This is a genomic window from Mannheimia sp. E30BD, assembly GCF_041807785.1.
Classification (GTDB): domain Bacteria; phylum Pseudomonadota; class Gammaproteobacteria; order Enterobacterales; family Pasteurellaceae; genus Mannheimia.
Genome location: NZ_JBGTYX010000007.1, coordinates 62,447 through 80,288 on the forward strand (window position 1 = coordinate 62,447; position 17,842 = coordinate 80,288).

Below are 17,842 nucleotides of genomic sequence, written 5' to 3' on the forward strand. Positions count from 1 at the left end.
TTTTTTTAACTAAAACTTACAATTAATTTTCAAGTTCCTCTGCAAAGAGCCCATCTTTTTCGCCACGTTGATAATCTGGATTGAGTAACTTGTTGATGCTATGCCAATCCGCTTCTACTTCTGTATCGCCTTCCGCATAAGCCCCTAATTCGTATGGTGGGTAAACGAAGACAATGCCGCTTGATGTGAAATAGAATTGCTCGGAAACACGGAACTCTTTTTGATTTCCAAGTCCATTATAGTTACCATTTTCATCCACTCGCTCACGGCTGTGAATTTCCCAAAGCATTTCTTTTAGTTGTGCTTGATTTTTTTGGCTGATTAAATCATTTAATCCAATGACCGCTTTTTTATCTAAATCAACATTAATATATTGAGTAAAATGCATTCCGTGAGCACCGCCTGTGTAGGTATAATGGGTCATCAAGAAAGTCGCAATATTATTACGTTGCCCGATAAAAGTGCTGGAAATATGTTCATCATAGCCAATAACAGGCTCGCTTTTCACACTTCCAACCAAACCTTGATAAACCTCTTCATAGTGTTTTTTAAACTCTTCTTCGGTTAGGTTTTTCAGCTTTCTGCCAGCTTCTTCATTGTAATCATAAGCCTGATTAATCAAAAGTTGGTTAAGCCAATCAAAATTGGTTTTTGGTAGAGATACAAACGAACTAACCGTACTTTCTTCTATTGCAAATTCTTCTTTCGGATCAACTTGATGCTTAATCACTTCTTTTTTATCGAAGATTTTTACAATTTCAACCTGTAATGCTGTATTTTGTTGAGCTTTCTCGAGTTCCGCTTTTAATTTTTCATTCTCCGCTTTAACTCCTGAAAGTTCGTTAACTTCGGCTTCCTTTTTTGCTAACTCTGACTGAGCATTTTTTAATTCTGTGCCTAAGTGAACAATTTGTTTTTCAGCTTCTAGTACTGTTTGTGTCATTTTGCCGTCTTCACAGCCACTCATCACAAATACCGAGCTAACTAAAAGTGCTAATAGTGATTTTTTCATATATCTCCCTTATGGTAAAAAATGCGATAAAAACAACCGTTTGTTCCCAATCTTAAAACAAAAACCCCTGCACCACAAGGCACAGAGGAACTTATTAATCGTCTAAGAAACTGCGTAAGGTTTCCGAACGGCTTGGGTGGCGAAGTTTGCGGAGTGCTTTCGCCTCAATTTGACGGATACGCTCACGAGTCACATCAAACTGTTTGCCGACTTCTTCGAGTGTATGGTCGGTGTTCATATCAATACCAAAACGCATACGCAACACTTTCGCTTCACGCGGGGTTAAGCCCTCCAACACTTCGTTGGTTGCCATACGCAGGCTTTCTGCGGTAGCGGAATCCAATGGCAATTCAAGGCTTTCGTCTTGAATGAAATCCCCTAAATGTGAATCGTCATCGTCACCGATTGGGGTTTCCATCGAAATCGGCTCTTTGGCAATCTTCAATACTTTGCGGATTTTATCTTCCGGCATTCCCATACGCTCAGCAAGCTCTTCCGGTGTCGCCTCACGCCCCATTTCTTGCAAACATTGGCGTGAAATACGGTTGAGTTTGTTGATAGTTTCAATCATATGCACCGGAATACGAATTGTACGGGCTTGATCGGCAATCGAACGAGTAATCGCCTGACGAATCCACCAAGTCGCATAGGTTGAGAATTTGTAACCACGACGGTATTCAAATTTATCTACCGCCTTCATCAAGCCTATATTCCCTTCTTGGATTAAGTCCAAGAACTGTAAACCACGATTGGTATATTTCTTCGCAATAGAAATCACTAAACGTAAGTTAGCTTCCACCATCTCTTTTTTCGCACGGCGGGCTTTTAGCTCACCATTGGAAATACGCCTGCCAATTTCACGGATTTGTGCAATCGTTAAGCCTGAGGTTTGCTCTAAATTTTGTAAGTTTGCGATATTAACACGAATATTATCGACATAATTAGCTAATTTGGGTGCTGCATTCTTCTTCGCATTAATCGCTTTTTCAATCCACGCTTCGCTTAATTCGTGCCCTTGGAAGGCTTTTAAGAAGTCCGCTTTTTTCATACCCGAATATTCAACCGCATAGCGTTGAATTTGGCGTTCTTCTGCTCGTACTTTCTTCATTAATTCTTGCATAGAGGCAACTAATAGATCAAACTGTTTTGGTACTAAGCGGAATTCACGGAAAATAGTTGATAAAATTTCGATCTGTTCTTTTGATTTTTTACTTGTTCTACCGTGTTTTTGAATTGCTAACAACACTTTTTCGTGTTGGTGACGCAGAGCCTCAAATTTTTCACGGGCTAATTCCGGATCAATAGAGTTATCATCACTGCTGTCCGAGCTGCTATCGCCATCTTCATCTTCACTTTCGTCATCGTCCACATCAGAGACTTCATCAGATTCTTCATCCTCATCTAAATCAGGATCAATTTCATCTAATGGAGCATCTTCCAAAATATTAGGATCAACAAAGGCAGTAACTAAATCTGCAAGGCGCATTTCACCACTTTCAACCTGAGCATAGCATTCTAAAAGCCCTGTTAATGCCTCTGGATATTCTGCAATCGCACATTGTACTTCGTTAATCCCTTCTTCAATGCGTTTTGCAATATCAATCTCACCCTCACGGGTTAAAAGCTCTACTGTCCCCATTTCGCGCATATACATACGCACAGGGTCAGTGGTTCTGCCCAGTTCTGATTCTACGGTAGAAAGCACTTTTGTCGCTTCTTCTACCACATCTTCATCAGCGATATTTTCAGAAAGGAGTAAATCATCCGCATCGGGGGCAACCTCTAAGACTTGGATACCCATATCGTTAATCATCTGAATAATATCTTCAATCTGCTCTGCATCCACTAACTCTTCCGGTAAGTGATCGTGAACCTCAGAAAGCGTTAAATACCCCTGCTCACGCCCTTGTGCGATCAGAAGTTCTAATTGGGATTGCTGTTCTAATTGTTGATCTGCTTGGTTTTCCATAGTTTATCCGTTTATTTATGCGAGCAAAAATAGTAATGGATTATACCACTAAATTCAGCTTGGCTTGGTAAATTTGCAAAAAATTTATGAATTTTACTCACAATCCTTGTAAGGATTGTTCGCAGCTCCGCTGCCGTTGGCAAAGCCAACGTTTAAAAAGCAATGCTTTTTTTGACCGCTTGTTGTGGACTCACTCAGTGTATTCGTACTATTGAAACATTAATAAAACGTACTCTTTTTTCTCATCATCGGTTAAACCCACCATTCGGTCTTTGGCAATTAGCTCTTCTTTGCGTAATTCCACTAATTTTGCATAGAGAAAATCGAGAGTTTCAATAAAGGTTGTCTCAACATTTTCCGGCAACACTAAATGTTCCCAGCTTGCGAGTGTTTCAATGATTTTATATTGGGGATTCTCTCGATAATGTTCAAGTATCCCCCCCATACTAATGCCTGCATTTTGCTGACAAATCGCCACAATATCCGTTAATAATTCAAAGCCTGGTTCTTTTAAGGCGTTCAGAGAACTCACATCAGGCACAAATTTCACTAAATACGGGTTTTGCAATAATAAGGCGATTAGTAATCGCATCGGCGTTCGTTTGATTTTAACCGCTTGATGATCTGCTCTCTCTTCCGCTTTTTTATTCGGCAATAAGGCTTCTATCTGTGTAGGGTCGAGAATACCTAACTTCTGCCCTAAAATATTGCGTAAATAAACCCGCAACATTTCGCCTGGAATGCGGTTAATTAGCGGCACGGCTAAAGCTGCGAGCTTTGATTTCCCTTCTTTTGAGGAGAGATCCACATCAGCCAGCAAACTATCGAACAAGAAATCACTTAGAGATTTAGCATTCTCTGCCAAATACTGCTCAAATCCCTCTTTGCCTTGTGAGCGAATAAAAGTGTCTGGGTCTTCCCCATCAGGCAAGAAAATAAATTTGAGCTGACGACCATCTTGCAAGTAATGCAAGGCATTTTCTAACGCTCGCCACGCTGCGTCTCGCCCTGCTCTATCGCCATCATAGCAACAGATAATTTGCTCAGTACAACGGAACATTTGCTGAATTTGCTCGCCTGTGGTGGCTGTTCCAAGTGAAGCTACGGCATTATTGACCCCAAATTGAGCTAGAGCCACTACGTCCATATATCCTTCAACCACAAAGAGATAATCAGGATTTTCATTCACTTTAAGTGCTTGATATAAGCCGTATAACTCACTACCTTTGTGATAAATGACGGTTTCAGGCGAGTTCATATACTTCGCCCCTTGCTCATCGTTCGGCAGCACTCGACCACCAAAGGCGATCACTCGCCCTCGCTTATCCCGAATAGGGAACATTACCCGATTGCGAAATTTATCGTAAATTCGACCGCTATCATTTTTGGTTAAAATGCCCGTATCGAGCAATTTTTGGGTTTCTTCAGACGATTGCCCAAAAGTACGCAAGGCGGCATCAAAGGCATTCGGAGCAAAGCCAATTTCGAAACGTTCGATAATCTCCGCCGATAAACCACGTTGTTGCAAATAGCTCTGTGGCTCAATTTGATGAGCGAGATTTTGCTGGTAAAACTTCGCTACAGATTCCATCAATTCATAGAGGTTACGCTTAGTTTTAAAATTCGCTTGCGGTTTGCCATCACGATTAAGCATATTCTCTCTCGGCACTTCTAAGCCGTGCATAGCTGCTAGTTCTTCAATCGCTTCGGGGAATTCTAATTTGTCATAATCCATCAAAAAAGTGATGACATTACCGTGCACACCACAGCCAAAACAATGATAAAACTGCTTCGATTGGCTAACCGAAAAGGAAGGAGTTTTCTCGTGATGAAAAGGACAACAGGCTTGGTAATCTCGCCCTGCTTTTTTGAGCTTAACTCGACTGTTGATGACCTCAACAATATCAGTACGAGCAATAAGATCATCAATAAATGAACGTGGAATTGTGCCTTTCATTGATTTCCTCCTGCTCTTGGTTGATACAAGCGATTACATTTTACAAATTTTTTGCAAAAAATGACCGCTTGAAATAGAAACGTTAAAAACACCAAAACCGTGAGCCTAACAGGAATCACGGTTTCGATATATTTTTGCCAATTAGCGAGCTAATTAGTATAAACGTGTGTTGCGTGCGTTCTCACGGAAGTTACGTTTAGCGTGGCGTTTAGCAAGTGATGCTTTTTCACGTTTACGAATTGTAGTTGGTTTTTCGTAGAATTCACGAGCACGAACTTCTGCTAAGATACCTGCTTTTTCGCAAGAGCGTTTGAAACGACGTAATGCAACGTCAAATGATTCATTTTCACGAACTTTAATTACTGGCATATGCCATCACCTCAGAAAAATAGAATTAAATTATTAACCGCACACAATTTTGGCGGCATAGAACAAAAAAGGTAGTGCATTTTACCTTAAGCACTTACATAAGTAAAGTAGTATTGTGGCATAAAACCGCCGTATTATGTTGCCTTTTTCTACAATTCGTATAATTTCTCAGTTGAAAAACTTAATGCGGGGAACACAACCGAAGTCGCTACTTCATCTTCCGCTACAGGCTGAATACCGATATATTTACCGTTCTCCAATACAAAAATCTGAATGGTGCGGGTTTCGGGAGAAACAATCCAATACTCTTTTACCCCTTGTTCTTGGTAAAGTTCATATTTATCTTTCATCTCTCGTTTAGTATTACCCGGAGAAAGGATTTCCACTACTAAATCCGGTGCCCCTACACAGCCTCTTTCGTCTAATTTGCTAGTATCGCAAATTACACAAAGATCCGGTTGCACTACAGTTTTGACTTTTCCGTTTTCATCGGGAAACCGAACGTCAAAAGGCGCAGAATAAATCTGGCATTGGTGATTGTCAAAAACCTCTAAAAATTTTGCTGTCATCTTCATAGAAATTCGCTGATGAAAACGAGTAGATGCCGGAGACATTACCATAATCTTCCCTTTGATAATCTCAACCCGCTCTTTAAATTTCCACAGCAAATAATCAGCGTAACTGTAACTTTTTTGTAAATCCAATTGATTTAAGCTGGTAATTTCGTTCATTGGTAATAAGCTCATACCGCCTCCTTTTTCAGAAACATAAGGATATTATGCAGAATAATCCCTCAAATTCAACAAAACTTTGCTAAAAGGATAGATAGAAACTCACTACTTAGTATAAAATGGCAACGATTTTTTCATCATTTTAGGACAAGTCAATGCTTCATCACCTGAGAAAAATAGAAAAGCCACAAATTACGCTTTTTGTGAATATATTAGTTGCTGCATTTTTTGTAACAGTGCTGACCTTTAAAAAAGGATATAGTTATGTGCCGATGACTTTAGGCGTTATTGCAACATTTAGTTTCTTATATTACAGATTTAAATTGAAAATAAAATGGCAGCTCGATAAAGAGGATAAATATTTTATTTATGCTCTTATTGCTTATTTTTTAGCATTCCCAACCTCTGTTATCACAAATCAAGATAGTATCAGAATAATCGATACTCCAAGTAGAGTATTGTTATTTATTCCTTTAATTTTCTTATTTAGCCTTTACCCTATAAAGAAAATAACAATCTTCTATTTTATCCCTATTGGTTCTTTAATTATTGGTATATTGGCAATATACCAAAAATTTATTCTCAAATTACATCTTCCTTTCCCGGAAATAATGATTATCCAAGCTGGAGATATTTGTATGACATTATCCCTATTAAGCATAGTTATTAGTTTTTATTGGTTCAATAGGAATATTAAAATAGCTGCATTATGTATTTTATGTGCAATACTTGGGCTGGTAGCGAGTATTCTAACCGGTGCAAGAGGTGGTTGGATTGCCTTTCCTTTCTGTTTCTTACTTATTTTAGTATGCTATTATAAAAATATTAACAAGAAGATATTATTAATGATTGTTTCATTTGTTGTTATTGCTATTTCCCTATTGATCACCAGACCGGAATTTGGCTTTCAACAAAGATATGATTCTGCTAAAGCAGATGTTATAAATTATATAAACAATGGGGTCAAAGAATCCTCTCAAGGTGCCCGTTTAGATATGTGGAAAAATGCTCTCATTGCTATTAGTGAGAAACCAATATTAGGGCATGGAAGTTTAGGTTACGAAGAATTTAGAAAAAGACAGATAAACTCAGGCGAAATGTCAAATGTAACGCTTGATCTTAATAGCCTTCATAACCAATACTTAGAAGCTTTTGTTAAAAGAGGAATCGCAGGATTTCTTACGTTGATGACCGTTCTGATTATCCCTCTAATTATTTTTACAAAAAGATTAAAAACAAAAGATATGGCATTAAAATGTATTGCAGTTTTGGGAATAATACATATTATCTCCCACTCATTCTTTTTCTTGACTCAATCATATTTAGCTCATAATTCAGGCTCAATCTTCTATTTCTTTACATTAATTCTGTTATACCATTTAGTAAAACAGAAAGAGAAGAACATATAAAATAAAGGCAGAAATTAATTTTCTGCCTTTATTTTTTAACCCACTATTCTTTATTATCTAAATACCAATTTACTGTTTTACGAAGACCACTTTTAAATGTCTCTTGAGGTTTCCAGCCTAACTCTTTTTGAATTTTAGTCGCATCTAATGCGTAGCGAACATCATGCCCCGGTCGGTCTTGAACATAGGTAATTAGATCTACATATTTTTGGACATTCTTAGGCTTATTCGGCACTAACTCCTCTAACAGTTCACAAATCGAATAAACCACCTCAATATTGCTTTTTTCTTGATGGGAACCAATATTATAACTTTCACCTACTTTACCTTTAATTAACACATCATATAAAGCACGAATGTGATCTTCGACGAAAAGCCAATCCCGAATTTGCAAGCCATCACCATAAATAGGCAAAGACTTACCTTGCAATGCGTTTAAAATCATCAATGGAATTAATTTTTCAGGATATTGATAAGGACCAAAATTATTGGAGCAATTTGTAACAATCGTCGGTAAACCATAAGTTCTATGCCAAGCACGCACTAAATGATCAGCCGATGCTTTGGAAGCAGAATAAGGGCTACTTGGAGCATAAGGTGAATTTTCAGCAGATGGTTCAGCTGTTAATGGCAAATCACCATACACTTCATCTGTTGAAATGTGGATAAAACGAAACGCTGATTTTCGAGGTTCGAGCAAATGCTCCCAATATTGTCGAGTGACTTCTAACAGAGAATAAGTTCCAACAATATTAGTTTGAATAAACTCACCAGCACTCTTGATTGAGCGATCAACATGGCTTTCAGCAGCAAGATGCATCACTGCATCAGGCTGATATTTGCAAAAAATCTCGGAAATTTGACCGCTTGCACAGATGTCAGCTTGCTCAAAATAATAACACTCAGAACTTTGTACTGTCTTAAGTGAGGCTAAATTCGCAGCGTAAGTAAGCTTATCGACATTAATCACTGTATGTTCTGTCTGCTTAATCAAAAAACGAATTAAGGCAGAGCCGATAAAGCTGGCTCCACCAGTAATAAGGATTTTCATTGATATACTTGTCAATTATATATTGCTACTTTCTTCCAAACTAAATCACAGATATGATCTACCGGATTAAATCCGGTTGGCATTTTGAGTAATAACGATCTAATTTCTTCAATATTATAATCATCACAATATTTTTCTAAATGTGATAAATATACTTCTAATATTGGCCAATCTAGCATATTTTCTTTTGCTTTCATTATTCTTGGGTGTTCTGTTTTATCTACATTATCTCCAATAAGTAACTCTTCATAGAGTTTTTCTCCAGGTCGTAAACCGGTAATTTTGATTTCAATATCTCCATTGGCATTATTTGAATCTTTCTCTTTTAAACCACTTAATTGGATCATTCTCCTAGCAAGATCAATAATTTTAACAGACTCTCCCATATCCAATACAAACACATCTCCGCCTTCTCCCATTGCCCCTGCTTGAATAACCAGCTGTGAGGCTTCTGGGATAGTCATAAAGTAGCGAGTAATATCGCTATGAGTAAGAGTAATTGGTCCACCGGACTCAATTTGCTTCCTAAATAATGGCACAACAGAACCTGATGATCCAAGAACATTACCAAAACGAACCATACAGAAACGTGTTGCTTTTTGTTTTTTTGATAATGCCTGTAAAACCAATTCTGCAACACGTTTTGTTGTTCCCATCGTATTAGTTGGACGAACTGCTTTATCAGTAGAAATTAATACAAATGTTTCTACATTATTTTCAATTGCTGCCAGAGCACAATTCAAAGTTCCTATAATATTGTTCTTACACCCTTCTACAACATTGTATTCAACCAATGGAACATGCTTATATGCAGCGGCATGATAAACCGTATTGATATGGAATGACATCATTACTTTAGATAGATGAGCTTTATTTTGTATAGTTCCCATAATGGGTATAAGCTCAACTTCTAAATTTTTAGCTTTAATTTTTGCTTTTAATTCTGACTCTATTTGATACAAATTAAATTCACTTAGCTCAAATAAAATCAGTCTCTTTGGCTTTTGATTAATAATCTGCCGACAAAGTTCAGAGCCAATAGAACCTCCAGCACCAGTAACAAGTACAGATTTATCTTGAATATTAGCTGATAGCAATTCACGAATAGGCAATACAGGTTCTCTGCCTAACAAATCATCAATAGAGATTTTATTAAGCATTGTAAGTTGAGCCTTACCAGTTAGAATATCCTCCATTGATGGTACAGACATAACTTCACACGAGTATTGTGAAATATCTTGGATAATTTCTTTTTTACGAGAAATGGATACACTCGGCATCGCTAATAAAATTTGCTTAGTTTTATACTTATTTATTAAATCAGGTAACTGTGAAGGAGAATATACTCGAATACCATGTAGCATTAGTTTATGTAATTTTCGGTTATCATCAACAAAAGCTACTACAAAATAGCCTGTCATTTGGTTAAGCATAGTAAGTAATTGACGCCCGGCATCCCCAGCCCCATAGATAATAACTGCTTGTTTCCTATCTCTTTCTATATTTAATATAGTTCTAAATAGTAACCTTACACTTATTGTTATAAAAGTTAATAGAATAAAATATAGAAATGTGACTGTTCTAGGTATATTAAATTGAGAATAATAAGAAATTATGAGTAATAATAATGTAGATGCTGTTGTTCCGAGCAGTACAGTTTTTACAATACTAATTGTAATAAAACGTAAGACTGCACGATATAATCCTAGTTTAATAAATACAATAAGAGTTATAGACAGCAATGAAATGTAAATAAGCCAGTAAGCAGAAGAATAAAAGAAAAAATCATCTTCATATCGAATTAAAAATGCCCCAAAAAATGCAATAGCAATAATAAGGGCATCCATACATATGGTAATTCCTCTCTTTAATTTTCTTGGCATTTTTAATATAAAATCTAACATTTTTATTTATTTCCTTTAAATAAAGAAAGAGAGATTAATCTCCCTTTCAAATATTACTTTATGCGTTCTTTAATATATTTTATTGCTTGAACTGTTTTTTGTATATTTTCTATTGATAAAGTAGGGTGTATTAAAAACATTAAGCTCGTTTCCCCCAACTGTTTAGCATTTATCAAGCGCTCTTTGGGTCTCCAATTAGTATTATCAAATGCTTTTTCTAAGTAAACTTCCGAGCATGAACCACTATAACACGGCACATCTAATCCGTTAATTTCTTGCATAATACGATCTCTTGACCAACTTTTTGGTAAGGCATCATTATTTACTTGCACATAGCATTTATATGCTGCGTGAACATAATCAGGAGAAGGTCTAAATACTGTAAAGTAAGGGCTATTCTCAAATGCTGATAAAATTTTATTCATATTTTCATTACGTTTTTCCGTCCATTCAGACATTCTTTTTAATTGAATACGCCCAATAACAGCCTGAATTTCCATCATTCGCCAGTTTGTGCCAAATGATTCATGTAGCCAACGGAAACCGGCAGGGTGTTCCCTATTATAAACCGCATCATAACTTTTACCATGGTCTTTGTAAGACCACATCTTTCTCCATAAAATTTCATCATTGGTAGTTACCATACCACCTTCACCACCAGTAGTCATAATTTTATCTTGGCAGAATGACCAAGCACCAATATGACCGATTGAACCGGCTGAATACCCCTTGTACATCGCACCGTGAGCCTGAGCACAATCCTCAATTACATACAAGCCTTTTTCATCAGCAAGTTGCATAATTGGATCCATATCGCACATTAAGCCTGCCAAATGCACACAAATAATCGCCTTAGTATTTGGGGTTAAAACAGCCTCAATAGTACGGCGAGAAATATTTTGGGTGTCTAGCTCCACATCTGCAAAAATAGGATTAGCACCAGCTGTCACAATTGAGCTGGCAGAGGCTAAAAATGTACGGGAAGTTACAATAACATCATCACTGGCTCCAATATCTAATGCTTTTAGAGCAACATCAAGGGCAAGAGTGCCATTTGCCAACGCAACCGCATATTTCGTTTGTGTAAATTGAGCGAATTCTTTTTCAAATTCACGACATTCTGTACCTGTCCAATAATTAACTTTATTGGATAAAAGTGTTTTTGAAATAGCATCAGCTTCTTCAGGAGTAAAGGACGGCCACGGTTCAAAGTTTGTATTTAGCATAATAAAATTTTTCCTACTCTATAAAACATAAAACTTTACTTAAAGTTCAAAAATACTAGTCATTGTCAGTTTCATATCTTCTAACAATTCTTTTTCTAATTGTAAAATTTTAGTAGAAGACCTAGCCTTTAGAGGCTTACAATCAATCCCTGTATAAATCGTCCAAGGCTCTAAATTCTTTCTTACAATAGCCCCAGCCCCAACAGCAGCCCCTTCACCAATAGTAACTCCTGGTAAAATAGTCACATTTGTTCCTATAATTGCATGTTTTCCTATTTTTATTGATGATTGCTTAACATTTGTATATTTTGAAGGAACAGTTGGGTTTGTTAATCCTCCCCCCATAAAATCATCGCTTCCAGTAATAATTCTGCATCCAGCACTTAAACCAGAAAAATGATCCATATAAAATTTTCCACCACCAATAATACTTGTAAAGGAAGATATGTGAACGAAACTTCCAATAATGCTCTCTTGACCACAATTAAAAAAAACAAAATCATCAATCTGAGAATAATTGCCAATTCTAAGGTTAGCACGATTAATTATTTTAGCACCATCATAAATTCTATACATTATCCCTATTTCCTTTAAATGCAGTTGTTGTTACTTCACCAGGCTTAGAAATGCCATCACGTAATAAAACCTTAATAACTGTTTTAAGTAGAATCTTAATATCTAACCACAATGATCGATTTTCCACATACCAAACATCAAGCTCAAATTTTTGTTCCCAGCTAATTGCATTACGCCCATTAACTTGTGCATAGCCTGTAATTCCAGGACGGACATTATGCCGTTTGGCTTGTCGTTCATTATACAATGGCAAATATTCCATCAATAATGGACGAGGACCAACTAGGCTCATATCACCTTTTAAAACATTCCACAGCTCAGGAATTTCATCAAGGCTTGTCGCTCTTAGCATTTTACCAAATGGTGTTAAACGCTCACTATCTGGTAATAGATTGCCATTTTGATCTATAGCATCTTTCATAGTACGGAATTTCACCATTTCAAAAGGCTGACCATATAATCCCGGTCTTACCTGCCGAAACAGTACGGGAGACCCTAGATTTTGTTTTACTTTATAAGCAACTATTAAAAAAACAGGCAATAAAACCAATAAAGCAACTAGAGATGTAGTAATATCAAATAATCTTTTTAACATAAATTAAAGCTCTAAAAAACTAATTAACCTCTGATTAATCTTATCAACATCAAACTTCTTTTGTGCAATTCGATAACTTTCATTTCCCATCAGCGTAATCTGCTCTGGATTTTCAATAAAATAAATCATTTTCTCCGCTAATACTTGGCTATCCCATACCGGTATTAGAAAACCATTTAAACCATTAACTACAGTTTCCCTACAACCTGGTACATCAGTTGTAATAACAGCTCGACCAACTGCCATTGCTTCTTGCGTACTCCTTGGCACACCTTCACGGTAAGATGGTAATACAAAGACTTGACTATTGACAATCCACTCTGATACATTAGAAACTTGCCCAGGATATTCAATTAAACTGGTTTGAATACAACTATCTAACTCAGTTTGTGACAACGCCCCTAAGTTCATCTTATCAATCGCACCTAACACAGTAAAAATTGTATTCGGATACCGGGCTTTAACAATTTTTGCTGCCGCAATAAATTCATGAATACCCTTTTCTTTTAATAAACGGCCAATAAATAAAAATCGAATATTTTCAGTCTGAAGAACAGGTTGATAAGGATAATCTGAGAGATTTAACCCAATACCACCTAAAACTTCCACTTTTTTAACTTTAATTTGGTGTTTCTCCAACAAATCTCTTGGATCGTCTGGATTTAAGAAAATCACTTTATCAGCTAATGGTAATGACAAGCGGTATAAAATCACTTGAATTTTGCGAATTATTTTAGCTTTTCTTGAAAACCCTTCAGGCTGCTCAGTAAAGGTATAGCCCAATCCTTCTAACATTGCAAAAATTTTTGGTACTCTCGCCATTTTGGCAGCTAATGTACCAAAAATAACCGGTTTCGAAAAATAGCTAAATACTAGATCAGGTTGAATCCTTCTTATTTGATTTGCTAATTTATAAGTTGCCCAAACATCAGCTATGGGGTTTAATCCACCACGATTTAATTGGTAAGGAATAACAGTTACCCCCATAGCCCAAATTTTATCTAATTCTGTTTGCATATATTCCGAAACAAAAGCATATATGTGATATCCTCTCTTTTGTAATTCCGCAATAAGTGGTTGTCTAAAGCCATAAATACTTGAGGCAACTGTTGCAACAAGAACTATTTTCTTTCTACTTTGCATAAATATCCAACCAAGTTTCTACTGACTTTTCTAATGAAAATAACGATTCTATACGCATTCTAGCTCTCTCATTATTTTCTTGAATTATTCCTGGTGATAATGTAAGAGCATATAAGATAGCATCAGCTAACTTAGCTGGATTTTGGGGTTCGACCAAAATCCCCGTATCTCCCATAATTTCAGCAGGTCCTAGAGAATTTGTCGATATAACAAAACATTTACAAGCCATCGCTTCAGCTACAACTAAGCCAAAGCCTTCATACTTGGAAGGCAATATAAAGAAATTAGATTGATTTAGTAACTCGGGAATATCAGCTCTTGCCCCCAAAAGAATAATATCATTACTAAGTTGCATTTTTTCTATTAAATTTTCTAGTAAAGGACGTAGTCTTCCTTCACCAGCTATATAAAATTTAATTGGCTTATGATATATTTTTTTTACTAAATAAACAGCTTTAATTAGGTTTGGATAATCCTTTTGCTTTTCAAATCTTCCAACTGATAAAAAATTTACTTCAGAAGAATTAAAGCTACTAGGGTTAATATCTCTTTTATTATCACAATTGAATTTATCTAAATCTATCCCATTATAAATAGTTTGAATATTATCTCTTGTAAAAGCACCTGATTTGATAAACGCTTCTGTTGCTGCTTGACTAACATTAGTATTAAAATTTGACAAAAAGTTTGTATATTTATATGCCAACATTCTTATTTTCCCGCCTTCGTTAGAATTATGGGCGGTACAAACTAACTTAGGTATTTTTTTTAATATACGGTTCAATCTTGTAAAAATATTTGCATGAACCATATGAGAGTGAACCACATCAGGCTTATAACTATTTATAAGATCTCTATATTTTTGACTTGCAGAAAGAAATGACATAAAGCCTTCTAAACCTAGATAAATAATCTCAATATTTTCAATTTGTGGTTTAACTTTAATATCCCCTGTTAAATAAGCAATTTTAATTTGATGACCATGCTTATACATTTCATCTGCTAAATTAGCGACAACTCTCTCAGCTCCACCTAAACCCAAACCCGTGATTACATATAATATTTTCATTTATACTTCCTTTTATTATCTCTTATTTACCTATTTCTTGAAATTGACTATTTCTAATACTCTCTGAGAATATACTTTCATAAGGCATCATATCTCCACCATCTCTTAAGAGCATTATTCTCAGAAACATAGAGATAAAATAGAATGATATCCCTATAAATAAAATTAGCTTATTTATATTATTACGACCAAGCATTAGTTGATGACCTAAAAAAATAACAACACCGATAAAAGGATACCAAGAGAACCGAGAAAACCCACTAAAGCTAGAGACAATTAAATTAAAAACAGAATAAAATATTGCCAAGTTAAAATAGAAATTATATTCCCTTCCTATAAGGATAATTCTTTTCCTATATGAAACAAGCAGAAAAAAAACAACCAAAGATTCAAAAAAATAAAAAACATTTAAATCTCTACTTAAATAATTACCAAACTTATCAATATTAATAAAGCCTAATATTTTTTCCAGAGGAAGAAATAAAAACAAAAAACCTAAAAAGAATAGAAAATATAAACTACCTTTACTATAACTCTTATTTAAAAACAAGAAAAATATAGATATAATTGCGCTTATATGAAAAGATGATGCAACTAGAGTTAAAAATATAAAAACCACTTTTCTGTCTTTAGATAGATAAATGCAGCCAAGCCATACCAAAACAACAGCAAGCACTTGCCTTAAATAGACAAAACTATAAAAATAAAATTTACAAAAAATCAGAAAAAATATAAAAAAATAATGCTTCCTACTAATTTCTCTAGATATAAAAAACACAGAAAAAGTATATATAGCTGCAATTACAGAAAAATAAAAAAACCTATCCTCACTAATCAGATAAATTAATTTTGTAAAATAATAAAAGCCCTGCTCATAATTAAAATAATTCCCCAATTCATTTATATTTTCAAAATAAAATGCATATACAAACACATCATACCCCCCAATCATATTTCTAAACATATTAGTATATAGACTGAAGATAAAACCTATTATAAATATAAATCCGGCTAGCATTTTCTCTATTTCTCTTTTAGCAAAAACTTGAATAAAAGAAGAAATAAGAAGTAGTGCTAAAGTACATAAATATACTGACATATATAACTCATTATAATTTAGTTACAATAAAAAAACGTATATAATTTACTACCCCCCTCAATCGATAAAAGAACGGAACCCTATTATTTAAGAAAAGCTCTTTATAATATGTTAGTGTTGCTTTAGGAGATTTCTTTCTAATTTCATATATATTATCTGTTAGCCCCCCTCTTTGGTATTCACAAAAATAAATATTTTTATAGAAAAAAAACATATTATATTTTTCTGCAATCCGATTCCAAATAAGTGCTTCAGGACAAAATTTCTCTCCTTCAAACTCTGGAAATTTAAAATTTTTTAAAATATCAGTTTTGAAAACTTCCGCTTTATCGCCAGAAATTTTTAGTTTATACCTAAAATCAAGGTAATTACAAACCATATCTTCATGGTATTCCCCACCCCCAACAACAGTACCATCGAAAAAGCTTTTTAAACCACATACTCCAGATATTTTATTAAAATCTTCTCGTTTAGATATCAAATTAATCTTATCAACAATCACTGAAACGCTATTTTCAGGTAACATATCATCACTATCTACAATAAAAACATATGGATATTTTGCTAACTCAACGCCAATATTTAATGCAGTATGTTTGCCGCCATTTTCTTTGTAGTAAGTAGTTATATCCAAGTTTCCACATAAAAATTCGGACAATCTTTCTTTAGTATTATCTGTACTACCATCATCTACGACTATCCACTCAAACTCCATTGAAGTTTGCTTACATAAACTTTTATAAAGCCGTTCAAGAAGATGAGCTCTATTATATGTCGGTGTAATAATGCTAATCATTTATTTTTTCCTTATTATAGAATCTATCAGCCAGAAAATTCTTTTTCTTATATTTGCATATCTAATAAGAAAATTAGGTGGCAAAATAGCATTTAACTCTCTTAGCTTATATTTCCTTTCAATACCGTCATTCCTATAATATTGAACTCTTAATGAAATCACTAAATCTTCAATTTTTTTATCTACAGGATGGTAATCTATAGATTGAATTTTTTTTTGGACTTTTGAAAATTCCATTAACTTTTCTAAGACAATTATTTTAGAATTGAATTTTTTTAATTCTTGCTCTTTGTTTATAGTTGTCATAATACTACCACTTCTTTGTAAATAGTTATAGGCAATGACATTTATAAACTTAAACCTTTTACAGTATGAAATTGCTTGCGGTGTAAATAGCTCATCTTCATGATATATCCCCTCAAGAAAATTCAATTGATTTTTAATAAGAATATCTTTTTTATATAAGTAAGACCATACATTAGATATACAAGTAAAAGTATCTAAAAATTCATTTCCACTCACAATACCAATATCTTGATAGTAATTTTTTTTGTTTATAACTTTCCCCTGCTCGGTTACTTTTCTAAAATCAAATGCTATTCCATCTAAATCGTATTTTTCCATTTCGTCAATGATAATACTTAATGCATCATCTTCTAAATAATCATCAGAATCCAAAAAGTATATATACTCACCTATTGCTTTTTCTAGACCAAAATTTCTAGCAGAACTCAATCCGCCATTTTCTTTATAATACAAATGAAAATTTTGATATTCTGAACAAAATTTCTCTGCAATTATTGCACTATTATCTGTTGAACCATCATTTATAATAATAACTTCACAATCTGTTAGATTTTGCCTAAGAATACTAGATAAACAGGCACATAAATATTTTTCCACATTATAAACAGGAATAACAATACTTAATTTCAT

Annotated in this window: 16 protein-coding genes; 1 reads left to right on the top strand and 15 read right to left on the bottom strand. The window is 34.7% G+C overall.

Translation table 11 applies throughout. From position 1 onward, the window contains the following. Positions 1-22 precede the first annotated feature (22 nt). The 5 genes from ACERCG_RS06265 to ACERCG_RS06285 form a co-directional block, all read right to left on the bottom strand. On the bottom strand, positions 23-1,012 hold the full coding sequence (locus tag ACERCG_RS06265; RefSeq protein WP_373611196.1) for a DUF3298 domain-containing protein: 990 nt from the start codon (positions 1,010-1,012) through the stop codon (positions 23-25). 94 nt (positions 1,013-1,106) lie between these two features. Continuing rightward, a complete protein-coding gene (gene rpoD, locus ACERCG_RS06270) occupies positions 1,107-2,981 on the bottom strand; it encodes an RNA polymerase sigma factor RpoD (protein ID WP_373611197.1) in 1,875 nt (624 codons plus the stop codon). Positions 2,982-3,189: 208 nt separating this feature from the next. After that, complete coding sequence (dnaG, locus tag ACERCG_RS06275) at positions 3,190-4,938, bottom strand: DNA primase (RefSeq protein ID WP_373611198.1); 1,749 nt, start codon at positions 4,936-4,938, stop codon at positions 3,190-3,192. Positions 4,939-5,091: 153 nt separating this feature from the next. Further along, positions 5,092-5,307, bottom strand: coding sequence for a 30S ribosomal protein S21 (gene rpsU / locus ACERCG_RS06280; RefSeq protein WP_006252283.1), 216 nt, complete (start codon positions 5,305-5,307; stop codon positions 5,092-5,094). A 149-nt stretch (positions 5,308-5,456) separates the two neighbouring features. Further along, positions 5,457-6,053, bottom strand: coding sequence for a Uma2 family endonuclease (locus ACERCG_RS06285; RefSeq protein WP_373611199.1), 597 nt, complete (start codon positions 6,051-6,053; stop codon positions 5,457-5,459). A gap of 140 nt (positions 6,054-6,193) precedes the next feature. Between ACERCG_RS06285 and ACERCG_RS06290 the strand changes: the two genes are divergently transcribed. After that, positions 6,194-7,447: an O-antigen ligase family protein gene (locus ACERCG_RS06290; protein ID WP_373611200.1), complete on the top strand. Its 1,254-nt coding sequence runs from the start codon at positions 6,194-6,196 to the stop codon at positions 7,445-7,447. 43 nt (positions 7,448-7,490) lie between these two features. On the opposite strand, the gene rfbB is transcribed toward ACERCG_RS06290, so the two are convergent. From rfbB to ACERCG_RS06340, 10 genes are read right to left on the bottom strand one after another with little or no spacing between them, the layout of a single operon-like run. Continuing rightward, complete coding sequence (gene rfbB / locus ACERCG_RS06295) at positions 7,491-8,498, bottom strand: dTDP-glucose 4,6-dehydratase (protein WP_373611201.1); 1,008 nt, start codon at positions 8,496-8,498, stop codon at positions 7,491-7,493. 11 nt (positions 8,499-8,509) lie between these two features. Next, positions 8,510-10,402: a nucleoside-diphosphate sugar epimerase/dehydratase gene (locus tag ACERCG_RS06300; RefSeq protein WP_373611202.1), complete on the bottom strand. Its 1,893-nt coding sequence runs from the start codon at positions 10,400-10,402 to the stop codon at positions 8,510-8,512. A gap of 53 nt (positions 10,403-10,455) precedes the next feature. Beyond that, positions 10,456-11,628 (bottom strand): DegT/DnrJ/EryC1/StrS family aminotransferase, encoded by a 1,173-nt coding sequence (locus tag ACERCG_RS06305; RefSeq protein ID WP_373611203.1) that lies wholly within the window; start codon positions 11,626-11,628, stop codon positions 10,456-10,458. Between the two features lie 39 nt (positions 11,629-11,667). Continuing rightward, complete coding sequence (locus ACERCG_RS06310; protein WP_373611204.1) at positions 11,668-12,204, bottom strand: DapH/DapD/GlmU-related protein; 537 nt, start codon at positions 12,202-12,204, stop codon at positions 11,668-11,670. After that, positions 12,197-12,799, bottom strand: a complete 603-nt coding sequence (locus ACERCG_RS06315) for a sugar transferase (RefSeq protein WP_373611205.1) — start codon at positions 12,797-12,799, stop codon at positions 12,197-12,199. Before ACERCG_RS06315 ends, ACERCG_RS06310 begins: the two co-directional genes overlap by 8 nt. A gap of 3 nt (positions 12,800-12,802) precedes the next feature. Next, the gene (locus ACERCG_RS06320; protein WP_373611206.1) at positions 12,803-13,942 is read right to left on the bottom strand and encodes a glycosyltransferase family 4 protein; all 1,140 of its coding nucleotides are present in this window, start codon (positions 13,940-13,942) and stop codon (positions 12,803-12,805) included. Next, the gene (locus ACERCG_RS06325; RefSeq protein WP_373611207.1) at positions 13,932-15,011 is read right to left on the bottom strand and encodes a glycosyltransferase; all 1,080 of its coding nucleotides are present in this window, start codon (positions 15,009-15,011) and stop codon (positions 13,932-13,934) included. The genes ACERCG_RS06320 and ACERCG_RS06325 overlap by 11 nt, the downstream gene beginning before the upstream one ends. A 22-nt stretch (positions 15,012-15,033) precedes the next feature. Next, entirely contained in the window at positions 15,034-16,110 is a 1,077-nt protein-coding gene (locus ACERCG_RS06330) for an EpsG family protein (protein ID WP_373611208.1), read from the bottom strand. 10 nt (positions 16,111-16,120) lie between these two features. Next, positions 16,121-16,906: a glycosyltransferase family 2 protein gene (locus ACERCG_RS06335; protein ID WP_373611209.1), complete on the bottom strand. Its 786-nt coding sequence runs from the start codon at positions 16,904-16,906 to the stop codon at positions 16,121-16,123. Continuing rightward, positions 16,907-17,842: a glycosyltransferase gene (locus ACERCG_RS06340; protein WP_373611211.1), complete on the bottom strand. Its 936-nt coding sequence runs from the start codon at positions 17,840-17,842 to the stop codon at positions 16,907-16,909. It abuts the gene before it with no gap.

Coding starts and splice junctions, on each gene's coding strand:
- ACERCG_RS06315 (WP_373611205.1), bottom strand. CDS start 12,799: ATGTTAAAAAGATTATTTGATATTACTACATCTCTAGTTGCTTTATTG.
- ACERCG_RS06290 (WP_373611200.1), top strand. CDS start 6,194: ATGCTTCATCACCTGAGAAAAATAGAAAAGCCACAAATTACGCTTTTT.
- rfbB (WP_373611201.1), bottom strand. CDS start 8,498: ATGAAAATCCTTATTACTGGTGGAGCCAGCTTTATCGGCTCTGCCTTA.
- ACERCG_RS06300 (WP_373611202.1), bottom strand. CDS start 10,402: ATGTTAGATTTTATATTAAAAATGCCAAGAAAATTAAAGAGAGGAATT.
- ACERCG_RS06320 (WP_373611206.1), bottom strand. CDS start 13,942: ATGCAAAGTAGAAAGAAAATAGTTCTTGTTGCAACAGTTGCCTCAAGT.
- ACERCG_RS06325 (WP_373611207.1), bottom strand. CDS start 15,011: ATGAAAATATTATATGTAATCACGGGTTTGGGTTTAGGTGGAGCTGAG.
- ACERCG_RS06330 (WP_373611208.1), bottom strand. CDS start 16,110: ATGTCAGTATATTTATGTACTTTAGCACTACTTCTTATTTCTTCTTTT.
- ACERCG_RS06335 (WP_373611209.1), bottom strand. CDS start 16,906: ATGATTAGCATTATTACACCGACATATAATAGAGCTCATCTTCTTGAA.
- ACERCG_RS06265 (WP_373611196.1), bottom strand. CDS start 1,012: ATGAAAAAATCACTATTAGCACTTTTAGTTAGCTCGGTATTTGTGATG.
- ACERCG_RS06285 (WP_373611199.1), bottom strand. CDS start 6,053: ATGAGCTTATTACCAATGAACGAAATTACCAGCTTAAATCAATTGGAT.
- ACERCG_RS06305 (WP_373611203.1), bottom strand. CDS start 11,628: ATGCTAAATACAAACTTTGAACCGTGGCCGTCCTTTACTCCTGAAGAA.
- rpsU (WP_006252283.1), bottom strand. CDS start 5,307: ATGCCAGTAATTAAAGTTCGTGAAAATGAATCATTTGACGTTGCATTA.
- rpoD (WP_373611197.1), bottom strand. CDS start 2,981: ATGGAAAACCAAGCAGATCAACAATTAGAACAGCAATCCCAATTAGAA.
- ACERCG_RS06340 (WP_373611211.1), bottom strand. CDS start 17,842: ATGAAATTAAGTATTGTTATTCCTGTTTATAATGTGGAAAAATATTTA.
- dnaG (WP_373611198.1), bottom strand. CDS start 4,938: ATGAAAGGCACAATTCCACGTTCATTTATTGATGATCTTATTGCTCGT.
- ACERCG_RS06310 (WP_373611204.1), bottom strand. CDS start 12,204: ATGTATAGAATTTATGATGGTGCTAAAATAATTAATCGTGCTAACCTT.